Source organism: Sulfurimonas sp. (assembly GCF_041583195.1).
Taxonomy (GTDB): domain Bacteria; phylum Campylobacterota; class Campylobacteria; order Campylobacterales; family Sulfurimonadaceae; genus Sulfurimonas.
The window spans coordinates 128,958-150,184 of sequence record NZ_JBFHGL010000003.1 but is presented as its reverse complement, the minus strand read 5'-3'; the positions used below and the strand labels follow the sequence as shown (position 1 = coordinate 150,184).

General features: G+C 33.2%; 27 protein-coding genes. 9 read left to right on the top strand and 18 right to left on the bottom strand.

Annotation, left to right across the window (positions count from 1 at the left end):
* Positions 1–35 precede the first annotated feature (35 nt).
* Positions 36–1,790, top strand: coding sequence for an aspartate--tRNA ligase (gene aspS / locus ABZA65_RS04165; protein ID WP_373070916.1), 1,755 nt, complete (start codon positions 36–38; stop codon positions 1,788–1,790).
* Positions 1,790–2,359 (top strand): adenylate kinase, encoded by a 570-nt coding sequence (locus ABZA65_RS04160; RefSeq protein WP_373070914.1) that lies wholly within the window; start codon positions 1,790–1,792, stop codon positions 2,357–2,359. Before aspS ends, ABZA65_RS04160 begins: the two co-directional genes overlap by 1 nt.
* Before the next feature lie 8 nt (positions 2,360–2,367).
* Here ABZA65_RS04160 and ABZA65_RS04155 read toward each other — a convergent pair whose 3' ends face one another.
* Positions 2,368–2,637, bottom strand: coding sequence for a hypothetical protein (locus ABZA65_RS04155; RefSeq protein ID WP_373070912.1), 270 nt, complete (start codon positions 2,635–2,637; stop codon positions 2,368–2,370).
* A gap of 265 nt (positions 2,638–2,902) precedes the next feature.
* Here ABZA65_RS04155 and ABZA65_RS04150 point away from each other — a divergent pair, with 265 nt between their 5' ends.
* On the top strand, positions 2,903–3,526 hold the full coding sequence (locus tag ABZA65_RS04150) for a DUF6166 domain-containing protein (protein WP_373070910.1): 624 nt from the start codon (positions 2,903–2,905) through the stop codon (positions 3,524–3,526).
* On the opposite strand, the gene ABZA65_RS04145 is transcribed toward ABZA65_RS04150, so the two are convergent.
* A complete protein-coding gene (locus ABZA65_RS04145; RefSeq protein WP_373070908.1) occupies positions 3,509–4,714 on the bottom strand; it encodes an EAL and HDOD domain-containing protein in 1,206 nt (401 codons plus the stop codon). The two genes, ABZA65_RS04150 and ABZA65_RS04145, sit on opposite strands and share 18 nt — an antisense overlap.
* Positions 4,715–4,816: 102 nt before the next feature.
* Between ABZA65_RS04145 and ABZA65_RS04140 the strand changes: the two genes are divergently transcribed.
* Entirely contained in the window at positions 4,817–5,008 is a 192-nt protein-coding gene (locus ABZA65_RS04140; RefSeq protein WP_373070906.1) for a hypothetical protein, read from the top strand.
* 2 nt (positions 5,009–5,010) lie between these two features.
* Here the strand turns inward: ABZA65_RS04140 and ABZA65_RS04135 are convergent, their stop codons facing one another.
* The gene (locus ABZA65_RS04135; protein ID WP_373070904.1) at positions 5,011–5,514 is read right to left on the bottom strand and encodes an ankyrin repeat domain-containing protein; all 504 of its coding nucleotides are present in this window, start codon (positions 5,512–5,514) and stop codon (positions 5,011–5,013) included.
* A 114-nt stretch (positions 5,515–5,628) separates the two neighbouring features.
* Between ABZA65_RS04135 and ABZA65_RS04130 the strand changes: the two genes are divergently transcribed.
* Entirely contained in the window at positions 5,629–6,825 is a 1,197-nt protein-coding gene (locus ABZA65_RS04130; RefSeq protein WP_373070902.1) for a tetrahydrodipicolinate N-succinyltransferase N-terminal domain-containing protein, read from the top strand.
* Positions 6,826–6,899: 74 nt separating this feature from the next.
* Positions 6,900–7,205, top strand: a complete 306-nt coding sequence (locus ABZA65_RS04125) for a flagellar basal body rod C-terminal domain-containing protein (RefSeq protein WP_373070900.1) — start codon at positions 6,900–6,902, stop codon at positions 7,203–7,205.
* On the opposite strand, the gene ABZA65_RS04120 is transcribed toward ABZA65_RS04125, so the two are convergent.
* The 12 genes from ABZA65_RS04120 to ABZA65_RS04065 form a co-directional block, all read right to left on the bottom strand.
* The gene (locus ABZA65_RS04120; RefSeq protein ID WP_373070898.1) at positions 7,202–8,560 is read right to left on the bottom strand and encodes an SH3 domain-containing protein; all 1,359 of its coding nucleotides are present in this window, start codon (positions 8,558–8,560) and stop codon (positions 7,202–7,204) included. The two genes, ABZA65_RS04125 and ABZA65_RS04120, sit on opposite strands and share 4 nt — an antisense overlap.
* A gap of 9 nt (positions 8,561–8,569) precedes the next feature.
* Entirely contained in the window at positions 8,570–9,229 is a 660-nt protein-coding gene (locus ABZA65_RS04115; protein WP_373070896.1) for a S24 family peptidase, read from the bottom strand.
* A 228-nt stretch (positions 9,230–9,457) separates the two neighbouring features.
* Positions 9,458–9,589 carry a hypothetical protein gene (locus ABZA65_RS04110; protein ID WP_373070894.1) on the bottom strand — a complete coding sequence of 44 codons (132 nt, stop codon included), beginning with the start codon at positions 9,587–9,589 and terminating at the stop codon, positions 9,458–9,460.
* A gap of 2 nt (positions 9,590–9,591) precedes the next feature.
* Complete coding sequence (locus ABZA65_RS04105; protein ID WP_373070892.1) at positions 9,592–10,056, bottom strand: tRNA (cytidine(34)-2'-O)-methyltransferase; 465 nt, start codon at positions 10,054–10,056, stop codon at positions 9,592–9,594.
* A gap of 2 nt (positions 10,057–10,058) precedes the next feature.
* Positions 10,059–10,895, bottom strand: a complete 837-nt coding sequence (gene purU, locus ABZA65_RS04100; protein ID WP_373070890.1) for a formyltetrahydrofolate deformylase — start codon at positions 10,893–10,895, stop codon at positions 10,059–10,061.
* A 14-nt stretch (positions 10,896–10,909) separates the two neighbouring features.
* Positions 10,910–11,239, bottom strand: coding sequence for a hypothetical protein (locus tag ABZA65_RS04095; RefSeq protein WP_373070888.1), 330 nt, complete (start codon positions 11,237–11,239; stop codon positions 10,910–10,912).
* Complete coding sequence (locus tag ABZA65_RS04090) at positions 11,230–11,478, bottom strand: tol-pal system YbgF family protein (protein WP_373070886.1); 249 nt, start codon at positions 11,476–11,478, stop codon at positions 11,230–11,232. The genes ABZA65_RS04095 and ABZA65_RS04090 overlap by 10 nt, the downstream gene beginning before the upstream one ends.
* A 1-nt stretch (position 11,479) precedes the next feature.
* On the bottom strand, positions 11,480–12,547 hold the full coding sequence (gene leuB, locus ABZA65_RS04085) for a 3-isopropylmalate dehydrogenase (RefSeq protein WP_373070884.1): 1,068 nt from the start codon (positions 12,545–12,547) through the stop codon (positions 11,480–11,482).
* The gene (locus ABZA65_RS04080; RefSeq protein WP_373070882.1) at positions 12,547–13,053 is read right to left on the bottom strand and encodes a 3-isopropylmalate dehydratase small subunit; all 507 of its coding nucleotides are present in this window, start codon (positions 13,051–13,053) and stop codon (positions 12,547–12,549) included. The genes leuB and ABZA65_RS04080 overlap by 1 nt, the downstream gene beginning before the upstream one ends.
* 93 nt (positions 13,054–13,146) lie before the next feature.
* Complete coding sequence (locus tag ABZA65_RS04075; RefSeq protein WP_373070880.1) at positions 13,147–13,686, bottom strand: GGDEF domain-containing protein; 540 nt, start codon at positions 13,684–13,686, stop codon at positions 13,147–13,149.
* A 56-nt stretch (positions 13,687–13,742) separates the two neighbouring features.
* Positions 13,743–14,531: a flagellar basal-body rod protein FlgG gene (flgG, locus tag ABZA65_RS04070; protein WP_373070878.1), complete on the bottom strand. Its 789-nt coding sequence runs from the start codon at positions 14,529–14,531 to the stop codon at positions 13,743–13,745.
* 14 nt (positions 14,532–14,545) lie between these two features.
* Positions 14,546–15,367 (bottom strand): flagellar hook-basal body protein, encoded by an 822-nt coding sequence (locus ABZA65_RS04065; RefSeq protein WP_373070876.1) that lies wholly within the window; start codon positions 15,365–15,367, stop codon positions 14,546–14,548.
* 176 nt (positions 15,368–15,543) lie between these two features.
* Here ABZA65_RS04065 and rpoD point away from each other — a divergent pair, with 176 nt between their 5' ends.
* On the top strand, positions 15,544–17,409 hold the full coding sequence (rpoD, locus tag ABZA65_RS04060; RefSeq protein ID WP_373070874.1) for an RNA polymerase sigma factor RpoD: 1,866 nt from the start codon (positions 15,544–15,546) through the stop codon (positions 17,407–17,409).
* An 8-nt stretch (positions 17,410–17,417) separates the two neighbouring features.
* Positions 17,418–18,101 (top strand): hypothetical protein, encoded by a 684-nt coding sequence (locus ABZA65_RS04055; RefSeq protein ID WP_373070872.1) that lies wholly within the window; start codon positions 17,418–17,420, stop codon positions 18,099–18,101.
* A 13-nt stretch (positions 18,102–18,114) separates the two neighbouring features.
* On the opposite strand, the gene ABZA65_RS04050 is transcribed toward ABZA65_RS04055, so the two are convergent.
* Genes ABZA65_RS04050 through hemL form a run of 3 tightly spaced genes read right to left on the bottom strand, consistent with a single transcriptional unit; the run spans position 18,115 to position 20,259 of the window.
* Complete coding sequence (locus tag ABZA65_RS04050; RefSeq protein WP_373070870.1) at positions 18,115–18,639, bottom strand: hypothetical protein; 525 nt, start codon at positions 18,637–18,639, stop codon at positions 18,115–18,117.
* Entirely contained in the window at positions 18,629–18,973 is a 345-nt protein-coding gene (locus ABZA65_RS04045) for an AtpZ/AtpI family protein (RefSeq protein WP_373070868.1), read from the bottom strand. Before ABZA65_RS04045 ends, ABZA65_RS04050 begins: the two co-directional genes overlap by 11 nt.
* Positions 18,973–20,259 (bottom strand): glutamate-1-semialdehyde 2,1-aminomutase, encoded by a 1,287-nt coding sequence (gene hemL, locus ABZA65_RS04040; RefSeq protein ID WP_373070866.1) that lies wholly within the window; start codon positions 20,257–20,259, stop codon positions 18,973–18,975. Before hemL ends, ABZA65_RS04045 begins: the two co-directional genes overlap by 1 nt.
* Before the next feature lie 92 nt (positions 20,260–20,351).
* On the opposite strand from hemL, the gene ABZA65_RS04035 reads away from it, so the two are divergent.
* Positions 20,352–21,227 (top strand): hypothetical protein, encoded by an 876-nt coding sequence (locus ABZA65_RS04035; protein WP_373070864.1) that lies wholly within the window; start codon positions 20,352–20,354, stop codon positions 21,225–21,227.

Below are 21,227 nucleotides of genomic sequence, written 5' to 3'. Positions count from 1 at the left end.
ATAATCGCGAAAATTTTTTATAGGACTCTATTTATATGAGAACTCATTATTGTACAGATTTAAACGAAACAAACGTTGGTGAAGAAGTTACACTGACAGGTTGGGCAAATAGCTACCGTGATCACGGTGGTATTATTTTTATTGACTTAAGGGATAAAACAGGTCTTATTCAACTTACTTGTGATCCTGAAGATTCTAAAGAAGCTCACGAAATTGCTGATAAGGTTCGCGATGAATACGTATTAATCGCTAAAGGTAAAGTTCGTCATCGTGGTGAAGGTTTAGTTAACCCTAGACTAAAAACAGGTGCTATTGAGATAGTTGTTACTGAACTTAAAATAGAAAACAAAGCTAAGCCTATGCCGTTTACACTAGGTGATCCTAATGTTGGTGAAGAAGTTAAACTAAAGTATAGATATTTAGAACTTCGCGACCCGGCAATGTATGAAGCATTCCGTCTACGTTCAAAAGCTGCAATTGCTGCTAGAAATGTATTAGATGCAAATGGATTTTTAGAGGTTGAAACTCCAATTCTTACAAAATCAACTCCAGAGGGAGCAAGAGATTACTTAGTACCTTCTCGTGTTCATAATGGAGAGTTTTATGCTCTACCTCAATCTCCACAGCTTTTTAAACAACTTTTAATGGTTGGTGGATTTGACAGATATTTCCAAATAGCTAAATGTTTCCGTGATGAAGACCTAAGAGCTGATCGTCAACCGGAGTTTACTCAAATAGACGTTGAGATGAGTTTTTGTGACCAAGAAGACGTAATCAAAGTTGCAGAAGATTTACTAGAGGGTATATTCAGTGCATGTGATATTGAAGTTAAAGCTCCATTTAACCGTATCAAATATAAAGATGCAATGGAATGGTACGGATCAGACAAACCTGATTTAAGATATGGTCTAAAAATGGTAGACGTTATCGATATATTTGAGAGATGTGACAATGAGATCTTCTCTAAAATAGCAGCTAAGCCACACACAAACCGTATTAAAGCTCTTAAAGTTCCTGGAGCTGATTTAGTATTCTCAAAAAGAGAGATGAAAAGCTTCGAAGACTTTGTGAGAAAATTTGGAGCAAGCGGTCTTGGTTATTTCCAAATGAAAGAAGATGGTCTTAAAGGTCCATTAATTAAGTTCTTCAGCGAAGCTGATATCAACTTACTTATAGAAAGATTAGGTATGGAAGTTGGTGATGTTGTATTCTTCGGTGCAGGTGAGAAAAAACTTGTATGGGATTATATGGGACGTTTCAGAAACTTTATAGCTGAACATGAGAAAATGAATCTTGTAGATCCAGATAAATATGAGTTTGTATGGGTAGTTGACTTTCCTATGTTTGAAGTTGAAGAAGGACGTGTTAAAGCACTTCATCACCCATTTACACAGCCACTTGATACTGATAAAGAAGATGTTGAAGAGATCGAATCTATCGCTTATGACATTGTTCTAAACGGTGTTGAACTTGGTGGTGGTTCTATCCGTATCCATAAAGAAGAAGTTCAAGAAGAGATCTTTAAACTTTTAGGTATTGAAGAGGAAGAAGCACAAGAGAAGTTTGGTTTCTTACTAGATGCACTTAAATTCGGTGCACCTCCACATGGTGGTTTTGCTATGGGATTTGATAGAATGATGATGTTAATCTCTAAAAAATCAAGTATCCGTGACGTTATAGCATTCCCTAAAACTCAAAAAGCTTCTTGTGTACTAACACAAGCTCCAAGCGAAGTAGACAATACACAACTGAGAGATCTTCACATTCGTCTTCGCGAGCCAAAACAATAATGAAAAAACTTTTTTTAATTATTGGAGCACCAGGTAGTGGAAAAACTACCGATGCTGAACTTATAGCACAAAAAAATGCTCCAATAACACACTATTCTGCAGGAGACATGTTCCGTGCAGAAGTTGCAAGCGGTAGTGAAAGAGGAAAACTTATAGATTCTTTCATATCAAAAGGTGAGATAGTACCGATTGAGATTGCTATAGAAACTATTGTAGGTGCTATCAAAAAAGCGCCTACAGATGTTGTAATAATTGATGGATATCCAAGAAGTATTGAGCAGATGAATTCACTTGACCAATATCTTCAAAATGAAGACGGTGTTGAGCTAATAAATGTTATAGAAGTTAAAGTTAGCGAAGAAGTAGCACGCGATAGAGTCCTTGGTCGCGCACGTGGAGCTGATGATAATAACGAAGTATTTAACAACCGTATGAGAGTTTATACAGAGCCTCTAAAAGAGATACAAGAGTTTTATAAAGATAAAAATATGTTAGAAGTTATAGATGGAGAAAGAGCCATAGAGGAGATTGTCTCTGATATGGAAGATTTTATAGTGTCTAAAATATAAAGAGGATTTTATTCCTCTTCATCAGCACCCTGCTGAGCTTCTAAGATATCATTGTAGATCTCTTCACACTCATCATCTTCAACTTCACCGCTTTTTATATCTTCAAGCAGATCTTTTAAATCAGATTTAAATTCACGTAATTCCTCAATCTCTTCTTTTTGATCATCATTCGCATTTTTTTCATCTGCTATTTGTTCAAAAATTTCATCTAATGCATCATCTATATCTGGAATAACCTGCTTTGTTAAAAGTTCTTCAAGTTTTTGTGTGTAAGACATTGTATACCTTTGTCATGTAAATATTTTTGTAATGATAGCAAAATTTCATAGATAAATATCTATAAATTAATGTTATATGTTATAGTGTCGATATTTATGAATACATTAAAACTCAAGGAATTCTCCTATGATAGTTTGGTTATTGGTATTATTATTGCTAAGTATATCTATATACGCTTTTTATCGATATAAAATGTCTGTAAATCAGAAGATCATAAATAAGCATAAAAAGAATCACTATACTTTTAAAATATAAGAGGAAAAAATGGCAATTAAACGTAGTAATCACGTATTTAAAGGGCATAAAGCACTGCTAGGCGGCAGGTATGTAACTTATGGAGAGGTTGAACTACCAAATAGATTTGAAGAATATCCAAAATCTAAAAATGGTTTTGACTGGGGTGTTAAAGGTTCTGGTTCACTGCAACTTGCATATGCAATACTTCGTCAGATCAGTACAAAAGAGATAGCAAAAGCAAATGCCGAAAAATTTGTTGATCATGTTATTGTAGGTTTACACTCTAGGGACTGGTTACTTAACTCACATGATATATATGAATGGATATCTAAAAACTCAGATATAGGTTTAGATGATTTCGAACAAGAAAATCATACTGAATTCACACAAAACAGAGCGATATATACAAAACATAAAGTTATTAAGAAAAAAAGCAATGTAGTAAAAGATGTATGTCAAGAACTTGGAATTACTCAAAAAGCACTAGCTAATATACTAGAGGTTCCTGAGGGAACCGTAAGCAGCTGGGCTGTAAAAAATGAAATACCAAGACTTGGCAAAAAAGCGATAGAATTTTACATTCAAAATGCAAAAAACCAACAAATTGTGGACAGTTATAAAAACTTTGTCAGATTACTCGATGTTTCCTAAGTCTTTAGATGCATTTAGAGTTATCTGCTCTAATGCTTCTTTAGATATATTGTACTTTTCAATAAAATTATCAATAGTTTCAGTATTGAAACTCTCTAAAGCTAACACAAAACTATATATATCACCTAAAATACCATCTTTTTTTAAGATAGCATCTTTTATCTCTTTATCAACATTCAACTGTTGCATTAAGCTTCTTTTACTTATGCTAAACAAAGCATCCATAAGAGATATAACTCCTACAAAGTAAGCATTTGAAACTATTGAGCGATCGATTATCTTAGCGATTTCATTCATAATATAAGTCCGGCTCTTTACCCTCTCAAACAAAACTTCATTTGAAACGCCCTCTCCTCTTGGTGTTGAGTATATCATAAGCATTAACCATTGTGTCAGTTTTGTTTTTCCAACCAATGTTAGAACTTGTTTTATAGATGAAAGTTTTTGTCTAAAGTGAAATAGTCCTGAGTTGATAAACTTTAATAACTGCATAGAAACTACAGGACTTCTCTCAAACTCGTCTACAAGGTCATCCACACTACAATCTTGCATAATCCTATTACAAAGTCTGATTACATTTTCAACCTCTGCATCAAACTTCTCTTGTTTTTTAACTGCAGGCTTACAAAAGAAATAACCTTGAAGGTAATCTACATCTCTTTGTAAAGCTGTTTTTTCTTTTTCACTGTTTTCTACTTTTGTTGATATTACCTCAATATCCAGGTCATTTAAAAGTGAGTAATTATCTGCAGGAGTATCTATATCAACTTTTACATAACTTATATATTCCATAATGTCTTTATAGTTATCCATTACATTCTTGTCTAAAATAACATCATTAATTGCAAATGTATAACCGTCTTCATAAAGTTTTTTAACTTTTTTTACCGCCTTTGGACTTACTTTTTCATCAAACTGCAGGGAAAATATAAAATATTCCTTTGGTATTGTGTTTACAATACTGTGCATAATAAACTCTTCATCAGCTTTGACAAATGCTTTATGGTTAGAAAGCAAGTTATCTATTCCAAACTTATTAATTACAGAGCTAAGTACGGAAACTGTAGCTTGTTTGCGGTTTTTAATATTTGATGTGTCCTCTGAATCTCTATATAAAAGTTCATATGCGAATACATCTCCGTCTTTCTTTAAAATAGGTTGTTTTGCTATGTAAATATTGTTAGCCATTAAATATATCTTTTTTATTTTAATTATACATATTAGATCTTTGAATTGACTTATAAGGTTCTTTTTATTACTATATAGTTTATTATATAGTTAAGGATTTTAATGCAACCAAAAGATGAAATAACAAGAAGTTTACTTATAGACAGAAAAACATGGGATGACGCTATGCTTTATTCAAGAAACAGATATAAAATGAGTTTAAGTAAAGTTATAGAGTCACTTCTTCAAGAGTGGTTAGTTAAAGAGAAAAGAAAACCTTTAGATAATGAAAAACAGGGTAAATTTTTCGATTAATATTATTTAGTATAACCTCTATTTAGTGGAAGTTCTTTATCATAATCCAGAACTTCCAAAACACTCTTTTTATTCATTTTTCTGGCAAAATCAAGAGCTGAAAAACCACGAGAATCCAAAGAATTTTTATCTGCACCGTTTTCTAAAAGAAGCTTTGCTATTTCAACCCTTCCATAACAAGCTGCACACATCAGAGGTGTAAAACCGCTTCTTCTATTTGTTTTATTCACATCTATACCTGATTCAATTATATGATTGAACACATAAAGATTATTATAGGTTATTGCCATATCAAAGATACTTACACCTTCATTATCAAAATCATATATATCTGCACCGCTATCTATTAATAAATGAATCAAATCATCATCACAATGATGTCTTATAGCCGTGGCTAAAACAGATTCACCATTTTCATTCTCTTCATTTAGGTCAGCACCTTTTTTTATATATTGTTTAGCAGCTATAAAATCATTGTTTTTTAAAATATCTATCCATTTTTGCATAATTTCTCTTTTTTAATTTAACTTTATAAATTTATTACTCAAAGTATATATTAAATCTTATTAGTAAAATTTGAATATAATTGCGGAAATATTTGATTTAAGGTGAGAAAAATAATGGAAACAATCCAAACAGCAGATGCTTTTAAAGCACTGATCGAAGATATCAAAAAAACTGAAGGTTACAGAGATCCTTTAGCATTTGGTATTGCAAGAATAGATTTAGGACAACTTAATGTAAACAAGAGTCTTCAAGCGACATATCCGATCATCAACTGGGATGAAAACTTTGGTAGTGCAGCTATATTTATCAAAGCTTTATCTGAGCAAGGTATAGATGTAGATTTTACTCAAAGTGAAGTAGTTTGCAACGTCAACTTAGACTTTTTAAGATCTTGTTTAAATGCTTTTACTCCATATGCTGATGAAGCTTACGGTGATGCTCATAAAAACATTCAAGTTGTTTCTGCATTATACAACCAACTAGTAGAACACGGTATGGTTGAGGGTGAATACAAAGTTACATTTATTTTTGATGATGCACCTGTAAAAAGTGTAGAAGCAGCTTACTTAAAACTATATGCTATCTCACTAGCTAAAGTTGGTTTACGTGAAATTTGTCTAGACGGTGCATTTGGTGCACTTCCAAATGTTGCTTGGAGTCAAGGTCAACCGATAGAGCTTGAGTACTTAAGAGAGTTTGAGATCGAATTAAAACTATCAGGCGAATATCCACACGTTGATTTTGTAGATAAGTTCCCAAGATTCTTACAACACATCATTCCTGCAGATAACACTCGTATATTAGACACTTCAAAAGTACGTTTTGGTGCTCAACTAGCTGCTGGTACTACTGTAATGCCTGGTGCTTCATATATTAACTTCAATGCAGGTACTACTGGTGTATCTATGGTTGAAGGACGTATTTCATCTTCTGCTATCGTAGGTGATGGTTCTGATGTTGGTGGTGGAGCTTCTATTTTAGGTGTATTAAGTGGTACTGATGGTAATCCAATCTCTGTTGGTAAAAACTGTCTTTTAGGTGCAAACTCTGTATGTGGTATCCCTTTAGGTGATGCTTGTATCATAGATGCAGGTATCGCAATTTTAGAAGGAACTAAAGTTGGTATATATCCTGAGCAACTTGCTAAAATCAATGAAGTAAACAGTGGTGTTACACTTAACGGTGAAGTTTTCAAAGGCAAACAATTAGCAGGACTAAACGGTCTTCACTTTAGACAAAACTCTTTAACTGGTGAGATCACTGCATCTCGCTCAACTAGAGAGATAAAACTAAACGCAGATTTACACTAATAATTAACTCTCTGTTATAATCTGCTTTTTATAAAGCAGGTTATATAATTATTATTATAAGGAAGGAGCATATAATGAATATATCGAATAATGTGTCATCAATATCTGCGCATCAGACTATGATGAACAATAGTGCTAACAACGTAGCCAATGTTAACACTGACGGTTTTGTTCCAAAAAGTACTGTAATGAGTGATGAGGGTAATTCTGTAAGAGCTAACACAAGAGAAGCTACAGATACGAACTATTCTAGAAGTCAAACTGACTTATCAAAAGAGATGCCTGATCAGATGATCACGCAAGGGGCGACAGGAGTTAATGTAACTGCTATAAAAACTCAAGATGAGATGCTTGGCAGTCTTTTGGATATCAAAGCTTAATTTACTACGATATTCATACTAAGCAGGTTTTTCAAGATCTCTGAGTCTTTATCGTAATCTTTTTGATTACTTCCTAGGCGGAGGGAGCTGTAAACACTTTTTCCAACAATAACTCTGCCCTCTTTATCATCATTATCTTTAGTTTTTATACCCCATGTATTATGAAAAGCAATTACTTCGTCTTTATCTACTCCGACATATATCAATATATGTCCTTTTTTATAAAGTAATGTTTTAAAAGGTATAGCATCTTTTTTAATAAGCTCTATCTTCTCTTGATCACTTAAATTTTCCATCGAAATAGTTTTTCCAACTCTTGATTGTTGATATGAGTTTCTTGGGAACCAAACACCAAAAGGTGTATAAATATCTCTAATTGTAGATGAACAATCCCTTTCACCATAAAGTCCGCCCCAACCATATTTACTTTTAGCTACTTCATCAAATATCTTCTGAATATTCTCTTTGTTAAAGTCCATAATCTCTTTATGAGATATATTTTTAGATATCTTTGTTTTATGGTAGTTTGGTTGATGGTTTTTATATGAAGATACAGTTAATACAGTATAGTTATCTTTATCCTCTTCAATTAAAGAAAGCATCATACCTACCCTTGAATTAAATAAAAAGTTTCCATTCTTATCATATAAAGGGATATTGTCTTTTATTAAAAATATCTGCTTTGCTCTTTGCCATAAGTCGGTGTATTTTTTATCAATATCTATTATATCTTTAGCCTCTACCCAGCCTCCGGTAAAACTAGTAAATACATAGGCCCATTGTTTATCTTTTGAATAGTGTGATATTAAAAGTGGTTTATTCGCACTTATCGTAGAGTTTTGCATATAATCAAATGGAAACCCCTCTCCTGCAATGTTTGGGTCTTTGAACATAGGTTTTGAAGTCGGAAATGCCCTTATATTTATATGCTTTAAAGTAATTGCTCTTTGATTTAAAGTTTTATAGCTGTCAAAGTCAGCATTATCTTTTATATCTTCAAATACCTGTTCTTCTATAAGCTTTAGATTTTCTCCATACATATCACCATGCTTATATGAATAAAATGGCCACATAGCAGTCTCTTTAGAATCAGTAGGTATTCTATTCCAAGGACTAAAGTAAGAACTTTCAAAGTCTTCCTGTTTTACAGATAATTCTTTTATTTCAATATCTTTTAAATATGCCCATGAGTTTTGTTCAAACCTTTGCAGGTCATATATTTGATTTGCATTTGTAGATTCTTGTATATCATTTTTTTTACGATTCTCTTTAGTATTATCAATTTTTTGTACCTCTGGTCCTGAGCTACAAGCGATCATAAATAAAAAACTAAAAAATAAAACAATATACTTCATATAAACATCCTAATCTACTTCTCCAAATCTACTAACAACTCTGCCTATAACCTCAAGTTCATACGGTTCTAGGACTTGTGTTGTATATATATCATTATCAGATATTATATCAAATTTTCCATCAAGTCTTTTTTGTACCCTTTTAATAAACAAACCACCCTCTGTTCTAATAGTAAATACACCGCCACGATCAACATTTGTTTTTGCTCTGTTTACAAAAACAATATCGTTATAACTAAAAGTAGGCTCCATTGAGTCACCTGAAACATTTACTGCTTCTATATTTTTAAGTTCACTCTCTCCGCCTAACATTGATATGAATTCTTCTGGGATCTGGATCTCACTCACTTCACCTTCTTCACCATCAGCTCCACCACCTGCACTTACATTTACATCACCTAAAAACTTTACCATGTAAAATCTGTTTGTAGCCTCTACGAGACTCTCTGGAGACTGTCCGTAAAGCATCCAATTAATAGATATAGATTTTCTAGCACAAAAGTCTAATAGCTCAGTAAAAGGGATCTTGTCTCTTTTTTTCATAGTCGCAAAATTCATTTGAGAAATCCCAAGTGCATCTGCAACGTCTTTATCAAATACCTTTTTCCCATCAAAATTTGTGGAAATAATACTTTTAATCTCTTCAACAATACTGCTAAAACTATTCATAATACCCTTCCTTTATATAGAATTTTTTGTCTAATTTTACAAATTATAATAAAAATTTGAAATAAAGTAAAGAAAAATATGTCATTTTGCAATATTTTTAAATTTAAATTGCATTTTTTACTAAGATAAATAAAAAAAAGGATATACAATGTCATACATAGTTAAAAATGCAGAGAGTTTATTTGAAAGATTTGAAACTTTAGTTGAGGATTTAGCTGAGAGATTATTTTAAGAGTCTTTTTCCTCTTTTTTTCTAAGTTCCTCGCGTTCTTGTGATTTTTTCTGATGATATCCTCTTTGGATAAAAACCATAAAGAGTACAAAAAGTGTAATCATTAATATATCAACAAATGTACCCATACTTAACCTTCAAAGTTATCAAAATTTTGTCTGATTGCATCGTATAAGACTATACCTGTACTTATAGCTAGATTTAAACTACGTCCCTCTTTCGTCATAGGGATAGTTATATTTTGAGATTTGTATCTGTTTAATATATCTTCCGGAATTCCTGCTGTTTCACTTCCAAAAAATATAAAATCACCTTTTTTAAACGCAGCTTCAAAGTAAGGCTTATCTGTTTTAGTCGTAGCAAAGTAGGCATTATCAGATATTTCATTTTTTTCAAAAAACTCATCAATGCTTTCCCACACATGTAGATCAAGCTTGTCCCAATAATCAAGTCCTGCACGACGAACTGCTTTTTCATCTATATCAAATGCAATAGGCTTTATTATATGCAGTGATGCACCTGCATTTACACAAAGTCTGCCTATAGCACCTGTATTATTAGGAATCTGAGGATTAACTAGAACTAGATTAAACATTTTTAAAAGATCACTGATTTGTTTGCATACACAAATATTCTATCTTCAAGTGCTAATTTTAGTGCATGAGATAGAACTATTTTCTCTACATTTCTTCCGCTTCTCTGCATATCTTTCCACGAATAAGCATGATCTACATGGATAACCTCTTGAGATATAATCGGACCTTCATCAAGATTATTATTTACAAAGTGTGCAGTAGCACCAATGATCTTCACACCCCTGTCATAAGCTTGTTTATAAGGATTTGCCCCGATAAATGCAGGCAAGAATGAGTGGTGGATATTTATAATTTTACTATCATATGCTTCAACAAAACGAGGTGTTAAAATACGCATATATTTTGCTAAAACAATATAGTCAATATCCTCAAATTCAGCTAGTTTTTCAAGGATCTTCTCTTCATGTGCTGCTCTGTCAAGTCCCTCATGAGATACAGTAAAATAAGGTATATTAAATTTACTTACAAATGGCTCTAACTCATCATAATTAGATATAACTCCAAGTATATTTGCATCTAACTCACCCTCTTCATGGCGAACCAAAATATCTCCAAGTGCATGCATCTCTTTTGTAGCCATAAGTACAATGTTTTTCTTATGAGGCTCTAAAACTTTTACATTCGTACCTTTAGGTAATGCTTTTAATATAAGCTCTTTAAGCTCGTCTGCTTTAACATCACCCTCAACAACACTACGCATAAAGAATTTACCGTTTACCTTATCAACAAATTCGTTATTTGTTAAGATATTTAATTCTTTCTCAAAAAATATTGTGGATACTTTGTAAACCAAACCTTTTTCATCGTTTGCATCTATTAAAATTCTGTACTGAGCCATCTAAAAACTTACCCTTATTTTAATTTTTCTAATCTTGCATCTATAGATGCTAAAACATATTCTAAATAGTTTAGTGTTAAATCTATTTTTGCTTCTATGTTTGAATTATTTGGAGCTTGGAACCCTTCAAATAAGACTAAAAGACGCTCACGCATTGAACTTAAATAAGCTTTTTCATCTAAAGATGAATCTTCACTATAAACTTTTTCTTCATCTATTGTTTGTTGAGGCTCTAAAAGTTCTTTTTTTTCTTCAAAAGGCTTTTTTTTGGGTTGTAGTAGTTTAGACTTACCTTTGTCCTCTATCTCTTTAAGAGTTGATAATATTGCATCTTCTAGTTCCATGATTTTAAGAGCCACCTTTCAAATTCATTTATCTCTATATCGCTATCCATCTTAATAAAAAAATCTTTCATCTCTTGATTTACGTTTAAAAATTTTTTTCTTATTCCAGATAGTCTTCTGATAGCGATTTTTGCTTCACTATTAGCAGGATCTTTTTTCAAAACCTCTTTATAGATCTCCAAAGCCTCTTCTTTAAGACCTTGAAGTTCGTATATATTTGCTAATGTGAGTGTCTGCATATTACTTAGCCGTATAGTTTGCTATGATCGAACCCATCTCAGAAGTTGAACAAACCTCTTTAGCATCATACTGAGCTAAATCTTGAGTACGATAACCCTCTTTTAAAGCTCTTTTTATTGCATTATCGATTCTATCAGCTGCTTCGTTCTCACCCAGTGCATATCTTAGCATCATTGACGCTGAAGAGATTGTAGCGATAGGGTTGGCAATACCTTGACCTGCAATGTCCGGAGCTGAACCGTGAATCGGCTCATATACACCTATTTTAGCTCCAACTGAAGCTGATGGTAAAAGACCGATTGATCCTGATAGCATTGACGCTTCATCACTTAAAATATCACCGAAAATATTTCCAGTAAGCATTACGTCAAACTGTTTTGGATCACGTATAAGCTGCATAGCTGCATTATCTACATACATGTGTGAGAGTTCAACATCAGGATACTCTTTTGCTACCTCTTCTACAGTCTCACGCCAAAGTTGAGATACGTCAAGTACGTTTGCTTTATCAACTGAACATACTCTTTTATTTCTTTCCATAGCAATGTTAAATGCAGTGTGAGCTATACGAACGATCTCATCTTTTGTATAAACCATAGTGTTCCAGCCCTTATTTTCATCACGACCTTTAGGCTCACCAAAATAGATACCGCCGATAAGCTCACGAACAACCATCAGATCAACGCCTTGAACAACTTCAGGTTTAAGCGAAGAAGCATTAATTAACTCATCATATACTACGGCAGGACGTAGATTTGCATATACACCAAGCTCTTTACGAAATCTTAGAAGTCCACTTTCTGGTCTTTTCTCACGTGGTAAGTTGTCCCACTTTTCACCACCAATAGCACCAAATAGTACTGCATCAGAGTTAAGTGCAGCTGTAATAGTTTCTTGAGGAAGAGGATCACCAGTCTCATCATATGCACATCCACCCATTAAAACTTCTTCGTATTTAAAATCAAAATCAAAGCAAGATGCAACAGAATCTAGTACCTTTGTAGCTTCATCAATGATCTCTGGACCAATACCATCACCTTTAATTAGTGCAATTTTATATGTTTTCATTATTTATTTTCCTCTACTTCATTTTTAGCAAAATTCATTAATCCACCTGCATCAATAAGTTCTTGCATGAACTCCGGAATAGGCGTAAAATTATAAGTTTTATTTGTAGTGTTATTTGTTACAGTTCCTGCATCCATATCAACACTTACTTCATCACCTTCACTGATCTCGGCACTCTCATTCAATTCAAAAATAGGTAATCCCATATTAAATGCATTACGATAAAAAATTCTTGCAAAAGTTGGAGCTATAACTGCAGAAACACCGGCAGCTTTAAGTGCGATAGGTGCATGCTCACGGCTACTTCCACATCCAAAATTCTCACCTGCTACGATAATATCACCTTCATTCATTTTAGAAACAAACTCCGGATCAGCATCTTCCATTACGTGTTTTGCTAACTCAGCAGGTTCTGAAGTATTTAGGTAACGTGCAGCTATAATTAAATCTGTATCAATATCTTTACCAAATCTCCAAACTTTTCCATTTATATTTGCTTTTTGCATATAAAAATCCCTATATTTTAAAAATAATCTTGGGATTATAGCGAAAATGTATTTTAATTTTAATAAAAGAGAGTTAAAGGAAGTGTTTGACTCTTAAAGTTTAGCCAAAACACTTTCAAGAAGTTTATCTACATTGCTAGCTTCATCAGGATATGTAACATATGAATATCTTACATTTTTACCTTTTAATGCTTCACTGATTCTGTCCATTGGAATATCATAGTTTTCTACTTCTAAGTATTCATTAAATACAACTACATACTCATCATCTGAAATTCTGGCTGCCGTATCTTCATCTCTTATTGAAGATAAAATACCATCAGCGATATCAATTGAAAGCTCATTTGATTTTTCAATAGATTCATTTTTCAAATCTTTATAGTCAAGAGCTTTTAGTCCAAGGATACAAAAAGATTTATCACGTCTTGATGCTACTTTTATGTTTTCAGTTATAATTATTTCTATATTGTTTCTGTTTGGCAAATCCGTAACAGAATCGTAAAATGTGTCCTGAAGTATATCCGAAGGATTAACTCCATGTAACATTCTACTTTGTTTTATATTATACAAAAAGCTCAAAACAAAAAGAGCAGATGTAATTAAAAACATATATTCTAAACTAATATATTCCATAAATATATCCTCTGTACTAAAAATAATAAAATTATTGTAGCATAAATTACAAAATATTATCTTTTTAGATTATTCGTAGTCTGCAACATCTCATCACTTGTCGTAATCACTTTAGAGTTTGAATCATACGCACGCTGACCTGTGATCAAGTCCGTCAACTCAACTACAAGTTCAACATTACTAAGTTCAACAAAACCTTGTCTTATGTTTCCTAAACCATCAAGCCCGGGAGTACCTTCAACCGGCTGACCAGAACTATCAGTTTCTACAAAAAGATTATCACCCATTGAGTGTAGACCTGCCGGGTTAATAAAGTTAGTTAGTGTTATTTGTCCAATCTGAGTAGCCTCTGTTTGACCAGGCTGAACTACAGTTACAATACCATCTGTACCTACACTAATATTAGTAGCATCTTGAGGTACTACTATTTCAGGTGTAAGTCTATATCCATCACTATTAACAATAGTACCGTTGTCATCAATCTTAAATGCACCGTTTCTTGAATAAACCTCTGTACCATCAGGTAGTTCCATTTTAAAAAAACCGCGTCCCGTTACAGCCAAATCAAGTTGATTATCTGTTTGTTTTAATGAGCCTTCTGAAAATATTTTATTTACGGCTGTTGGTCTAACCCCTAAACCAACTTCAATTCCCGTAGGACTTTTTGTCGTATCACTTGTCGCAGTTCCTGCATATTCCATAACACTGTACATAAGATCTGCAAACTCGGCACGAGATTTTTTAAATCCTATAGTATTAACATTGGCAATATTATTTGCCGTAGTATCAATTTGTGTCTGCATCCCAAGCATTCCAGTTGAGGCAGTATATAGTGATTGCATCATAATTTATTCCTTAATTAAGCTTTCTTAGCTATTTTTTCAATTGCAGCTGTATTCATATCGTTCATCTGAGCATCCATAGCTTTTTGATACATTCCTACTAAACGATTTGTCTCAATCATCTGTGTCATCATCTTTACAGGATTTACATTGCTTTTTTCAACAAAACCCTGAAAAACAGCACCGCTGTCTTCTAAAGGTTTAAGCTGATCCATCCCTTTATATTCATACAGGTTATCACCGACTTTTTTTAGCATACTTAGATTATCAGGGTTTGCTATAAAAAGTTTTTGTTGCTGAATCTGATTTAATCCGCCAGGAGCATTTGTATATATCTGACCGTTTTTATCAATCTCAACATTAAAATCACTTTGGTTAAAAGTAATATTGCTTTTAGACTCAAAGTAATCATTTGGTAAAACTTCGTAACCTTGTTTTGTACTTAGTTTACCTTCATCATCTTTTGTAAATGAACCATCACGTGTTAGTCTAACACCTTGTGGTGTTTTTACTAAAAAATACAGCCCTTCACGAGATAAAGCTGCATCTAAATTGTTTTGAGTCTTTTGCATACCGCCTACACTATGATTTGTATATTCATCTACAATGTGAGGTGTTTTAGCCATTGTTCTATTTATAAACTGTGCAGCTTCTTTTGTTTGGTTTGCATTTGGAAGCTCATCCCTTGCTTCTTTGTATAAACGCATAAAATCACCAACAACTACATTGTCTTCTTTAAAACCGTTTGTATTTACATTTGCCAAGTTGTTAGCAATTGTGTCTAAACGATTAAATTGGACAACCATCCCTGCTGCTGCTCCATAATAACCTGTTTGCATTACATCCCTTTTAACACTGTTATACAGTTTTATGTTAATTGTTTTCAAGTATAAAGCAATCGGTGTTCCATAAAAATAAATTTTAAAATTCCTCTTAAAATAAGTTATCCTTAAAAAAATTTCGGTATAATCCACTCTTTGAAAAAACTTAAAAACATCTACAAGGGTTAGGCTTAATGACAGCAAAAGAACTCAACAAAGCAATAGACACCTTCTTTAGTGAGCGAAAATCTAAAGATTGTGCAACGTATGAGTCACTAATTGAACTTTTTGATAAACAGCCGACAGCTGCACAAGCAAAAAACATTTTTAAATTAGCAACTAAACACAAAGTATGTCTTTATACTGCAAGCGAGCATGCAAAGCAGTTAAATGACAAAGAAGCAGAAGCAAGACGCGATGCTCAAAGAAAAATGCTTGAAAACAATGAAACTGACAAGTTTGATATTTTAAAAGAGCATGAACTACTAGAATGGTCTCGCTCAGATTCACCTGTTCGTATGTATCTTCGTGAAATGGGTCAAATCCCGCTTTTAACAAAAGAGGAAGAGATTGAAATATCTAAAAAGATAGAAAACGGTGAGAGTATTATTATCGATGCTATATGTTCGGTTCCATACCTGATCGATTTTATTCTTGACTATAAAGAACCTCTAATTAACCGTGAAAGACGTGTAAAAGAGCTTTTTAGAAGCTTTGAAGACGATAACGGTGACAGTGATGATTCAGACAACTCTAATGATGATGATGATTCTAATGAAGAAGGTGAAAAGACTTTAAGTGCTAAAGACAAGTCACGTGTAGAGAAAGTGACTACAAGCTTTAAAGCACTTGAAAAAGCGAAAAAAGACTGGGTTAAATTCAACTCAAAAGCTCCTGAGGATCTAGACACTAGAGAGGTAGATGAAGAGATCGTAACTTACTATCTAGGTTCTACTTTCAAAAAGCAGATCTTAAAAGAATACCTTCTTGAACTTGGACCGACTTCTAAACTGATAAATGAGCTGGTACGTTCTATGGAGACTGCACTTAAAAGTGATGAGGGGTACGACAAAGAGCTTAAACGTCTTGAGTACAAACTTCCTTTATTTAATGCTACTCTAAAGGCAAACCATAAAATATTAGTAGATAAAATATGTTCATTATCAAAAGAAGATATTTTAAATATGGTTCCTGAAGCTACAATGGTTTCTACATATATGGAGATTAAAAAACTTGTTCAAACAAAAGAGGCTTCTAAAAACTCTTTTGATATGGAACCTGAAAAGCTTGCTGATATTTTAGAGCAAATCAAACGTGGTAAAAATATTTCGGAGATCTCTAAAACTAAGATGGCAAAATCAAATCTTAGACTTGTTGTATCTATTGCTAAACGTTATACAAACCGTGGGCTTCCATTCCTTGACTTAATTCAAGAGGGAAATATAGGACTTATGAAAGCTGTTGATAAGTTCGAATACCAAAAAGGTTACAAGTTCTCAACTTATGCTACATGGTGGATTCGTCAAGCAATTTCACGTGCTATTGCAGATCAAGCAAGAACTATACGTATCCCAATACATATGATCGAGACTATTAACCGTATCAATAAAATTATGCGTAAACACCTTCAAGAGCATGGTAAAGAACCGGATGTTGAGACAATTGCAGAAGATGTTGGACTTTCAGTTGAGAAAGTTAAAAACGTTATCAAAATCACAAAAGAGCCAATCTCCCTTGAAGCACCTATCGGTAGTGAAGAAGATGGTCGTTTTGGTGACTTTATTGAAGACAAAACTTCTCTTAGCCCATCAGACGCAATTTTAAAAGATGATCTTAAAGTTCAAATTGAACAAGTTTTAGAGCAACTAAACGAGCGTGAAAAAGCCGTTATCAAACTTCGCTTTGGTATTATGGATGATGAGAGTGATAGAACTCTTGAAGAGATTGGAAAAGAGTTAACTGTAACACGTGAGCGTGTACGTCAGATTGAATCTAGTGCAATTAAAAAGCTTAAACACCCTAAGGTTGGTCGTAAGCTTAAAAACTATATAGAAGAATAAATATCTATATGAATTTTGAGCAAAAATTAATTGAACATGCTTTTAATCCATTTGTGCTTTTTAGCTCAGATGGAAAAGTGTTGTCATTAAACGAACAAGCACAGTTCATAGTTACTCCATTTAATGCAAAAGAGCTGTTTGAATTAGCAACTACATATGCAAATGTGACGTTTGGTTTTAAAACTACTTTTATGGATGTAGAGTTTTCAGGACACAAATTTTTTGGAATTACAGTTGGATATGAAAGTGAAAATGAAATAGGTATAATTCTATACCAATCACCGTCATTTAAAATAAAAAGCAAGAGACCTACTGGTGAACTTACAAATATATATACGCTTATAGATCTTTGTATATCAACAAACTCTATAAATTCGCAAGCTAGCTTTTCTAAAGAGTTTGATCCTACTATTCCAGAGATCATTATAGATTCAAATTCATTCATAAAGATACTAAATAAAATATATTCATGTTTTATAGAGAGTGATTCTATAAATACTAAAATATTTTATAGAGTTGGTGAACATATAATATTTGATGAGAAAAAGCACTCTTTATTCAGTATAGAAGTATCTGCACCAATAAAAGACGATATAAGAATAAATGAGCTGAAAAGCCTTGTGGATTCTAACAATATCCATGTGGATATTCATAATAAAATAACTATTAACCTACCTATAATTACAGAATAAGAATCAAAAGAGATTACGAAAAAATCTCTTTTGAGCATATGTATCCTACTATTATTCCAATCAATAAAGATGGCAAATACACACTTATCTGAAGTATTTCATTGTTTTTTAAAGCAATAAACCCAAGAACTAAAAACAGATAACCACCAAGTCTAAAGAGTGAGAAAGATGCACTTGAACCTTCTTTTAGACTTTTAAGATTAAATGTTTTAATCTTTTTCTTTTCCTCTTTAACTATTTGCTTAAGATCAAGCTCTTCTGCAGGTGCTTCATTTAAAGCCTCTTCATCGTATAGTTCATGAGGATCATCTATTGTATCTAACGGATCTCTGTCACTCTCAAAATTTTGAGTTTTGACTTTATGATTTACCATTTTTCTATGGGCATAGAATGAACCTAACATAATAATAAAACTACTTATGAAAGCAACTTGAAGGTTTGCATAAAAACTTTTTGAATAAAAGTATGTTAGCAGTATTACAAACTCTGTTACTGCTAATAATTTTAAGGACTTTAAAATGCTAGTTTTATTTACCATAGCGCTCTAGGCCATCATCGTCTTCTTCGTCTTCAAGCTGCTTTTTAATAGCATAACGAGGCTCTTTTAATAACTCTTCATAACCCTCTTTTTGCTTCTCATATGCTTTATACACATTTAATATTGCTGCAGCTACACCGATAAAAACACCTATCCATAACGTCCATGCTGCACCTGTTAGGCTTTTTAGCACCATACCGATACCAATACCCATTGCAACGGCAACAACCATTGATATACCAAGAGAAAGACTATCAACTGCCTCTACGACCTGACGTACCTTTGGCTTTTCGTTAGTTTCAACTTCTTCGTTTATTTTGTTTTCTTTTTCCATTATGCGATCTCTTTAAATACTTTAGCACTAGCTTTAATACACTCTTCTACCATCTCATCCGTTGTTGCAGTTGAGATGAAACCTGCTTCAAATAGTGAACATGCAAAGTAAAAACCTTCATTTAACATACCTTGGTGAAACTTTGCAAAAAAGCTGGCATCACATGTACATGCATCTTCAAAACTCATAACTGGATTCTCATTAAAGAAGAACCCAAACATAGATCCGCGAGTATCTACCTGCATAGTTATTCCACATTTTTTAGCTTCTTCTTGCATACCTTCAACTAAACGCACTGCGCGCTTATTTAGTACATCAAGTACTGGTGCATTTTTCTTTAATTTTGAAAGTGCTGCAAAACCTGCTGCCATAGCTACAGGGTTTCCACTAAGTGTACCTGCTTGATACACAGGTCCTTCAGGAGATAGTTGAGCCATAATCTCACGTCTAGCTCCAAAAGCACCAACTGGCATTCCGCCACCAATTACTTTTCCAAGTGTTACGATATCAGGTTTTACACCAGTTATAGATTCAGCACCGTTTATAGATGCGCGAAAGCCACTCATAACTTCATCAAAGATAAGTAAAGTACCATTTGCATCACAAAGCTCACGAAGCTCATTTAAAAACTCTTTTTGTGCTGGAACAAGTCCCATATTTCCAGCAATCGGTTCAATAATAACACAAGCAATATCTTTTGAATCTGCAAAACATTTTTTTACACTATCAATATTGTTATATTGAGCTAGCAATGTATGTTTTGTAAAATCAGCTGGCACACCAGGGCTTGACGGATTTCCAAATGTTGCAGCACCGCTTCCGGCTTGAACTAAAAGTGAATCACTATGACCATGATAACAGCCTGTAAATTTAACAATATCATCACGCCCTGTAAAACCGCGAGCTAAACGTATAGCACTCATTACAGCTTCAGTACCACTACTAACAAATCTAACTTTATCTATAGAATCAAACATAGATACAACAAGTTTAGCAAGTTCAGTTTCAGCCAGTGTTGGTGCACCAAAACTAAGACCGTGTTTTACAGCTTCTATAACAGCACTTTCAATACTCTCATCACGATGACCAAAAATCAGTGGTCCCCAACTTTGAACAAAATCTACGTATTTATTACCATCAATATCTTTAAGGTATCCACCCTCGCCTTCGCTAACAAATACAGGACTTCCACCAACACTGGCAAATGCACGTACCGGTGAGTTAACTCCTCCTGGAATTAATTCTTGCGCTTCTTTGAAAGCTTGAAGTGATTTATCTTTACTCATATCTAACCTTGGGAAATTTTTTTATGATTATAGCGAAGTTGTATTAATCTACATTTGATATAATCGCCTAAACTTTAAATAATGGAAAATGATTGAGCCGTTCTAACTTTGCACTTTTTGTAGCACTTTTAATACATTTTATATTTTTACTTATATTTTGGATGCTTGGATCGATGGAAGCAGAGAAACCTAAACTACAAAAAGATGAAAAAAAGATAAAAATATCACTAAAAGAGTTACCTAAAAAGCATAAAGAATCAGGATTAACAAAAAAAAGCGTACCACCGCCAAAAATAGCACCACCAATGCCAAAAGGTTCACAGCTTAAAAAAATCGTAAAACAGCCGCCTGTAAAATTCAAACCAAAACAAGAGCCTGTAAAGACAGCTTTAAATAAACCAAAGCCAAAAAAACAAGCAACAAAACCGGTTGTGAAAAAAATTGAGCCATTACCGCCTAAAAAGCCATATATCGCCTTACATGACACCAATACGACCATTGTAAAAAAAGAGCCAAAGAAAGAAAAAAATCCACTTTATTCTCTACTATCTCAGGACCATTCAGCCCAAGAGAAAAAAGAGGAGAAGAAAATAGTTCAGACTGGAAGCAGTATTGCAAACAATATAAAAGAGCTTTATGGTGAAGAGTTTGGTAAACTAAGTCAAGGTCAGCAAAAATATATTTTAGACAATCAAGAGATCATGAGACGTATAACTCAACAGGTCTTAAACCGTGTAGCAAGAGTAAATATTCCACATGATCTGAATGTTAATAGAATCAATGTAATTGAGTTTTACCTGCATCCAAATGGTGATATGACAGATTTTAAATTTTTAAGAAAGAGTGATTATTATATACTTGACGAGACTACTAAAGAGACTATAGAATATGCATATAGCAGATACCCAAGACCAATAGAAAAGACATTAATCAGATATAATGTTTACTATAATTTAGCACGCTATTAA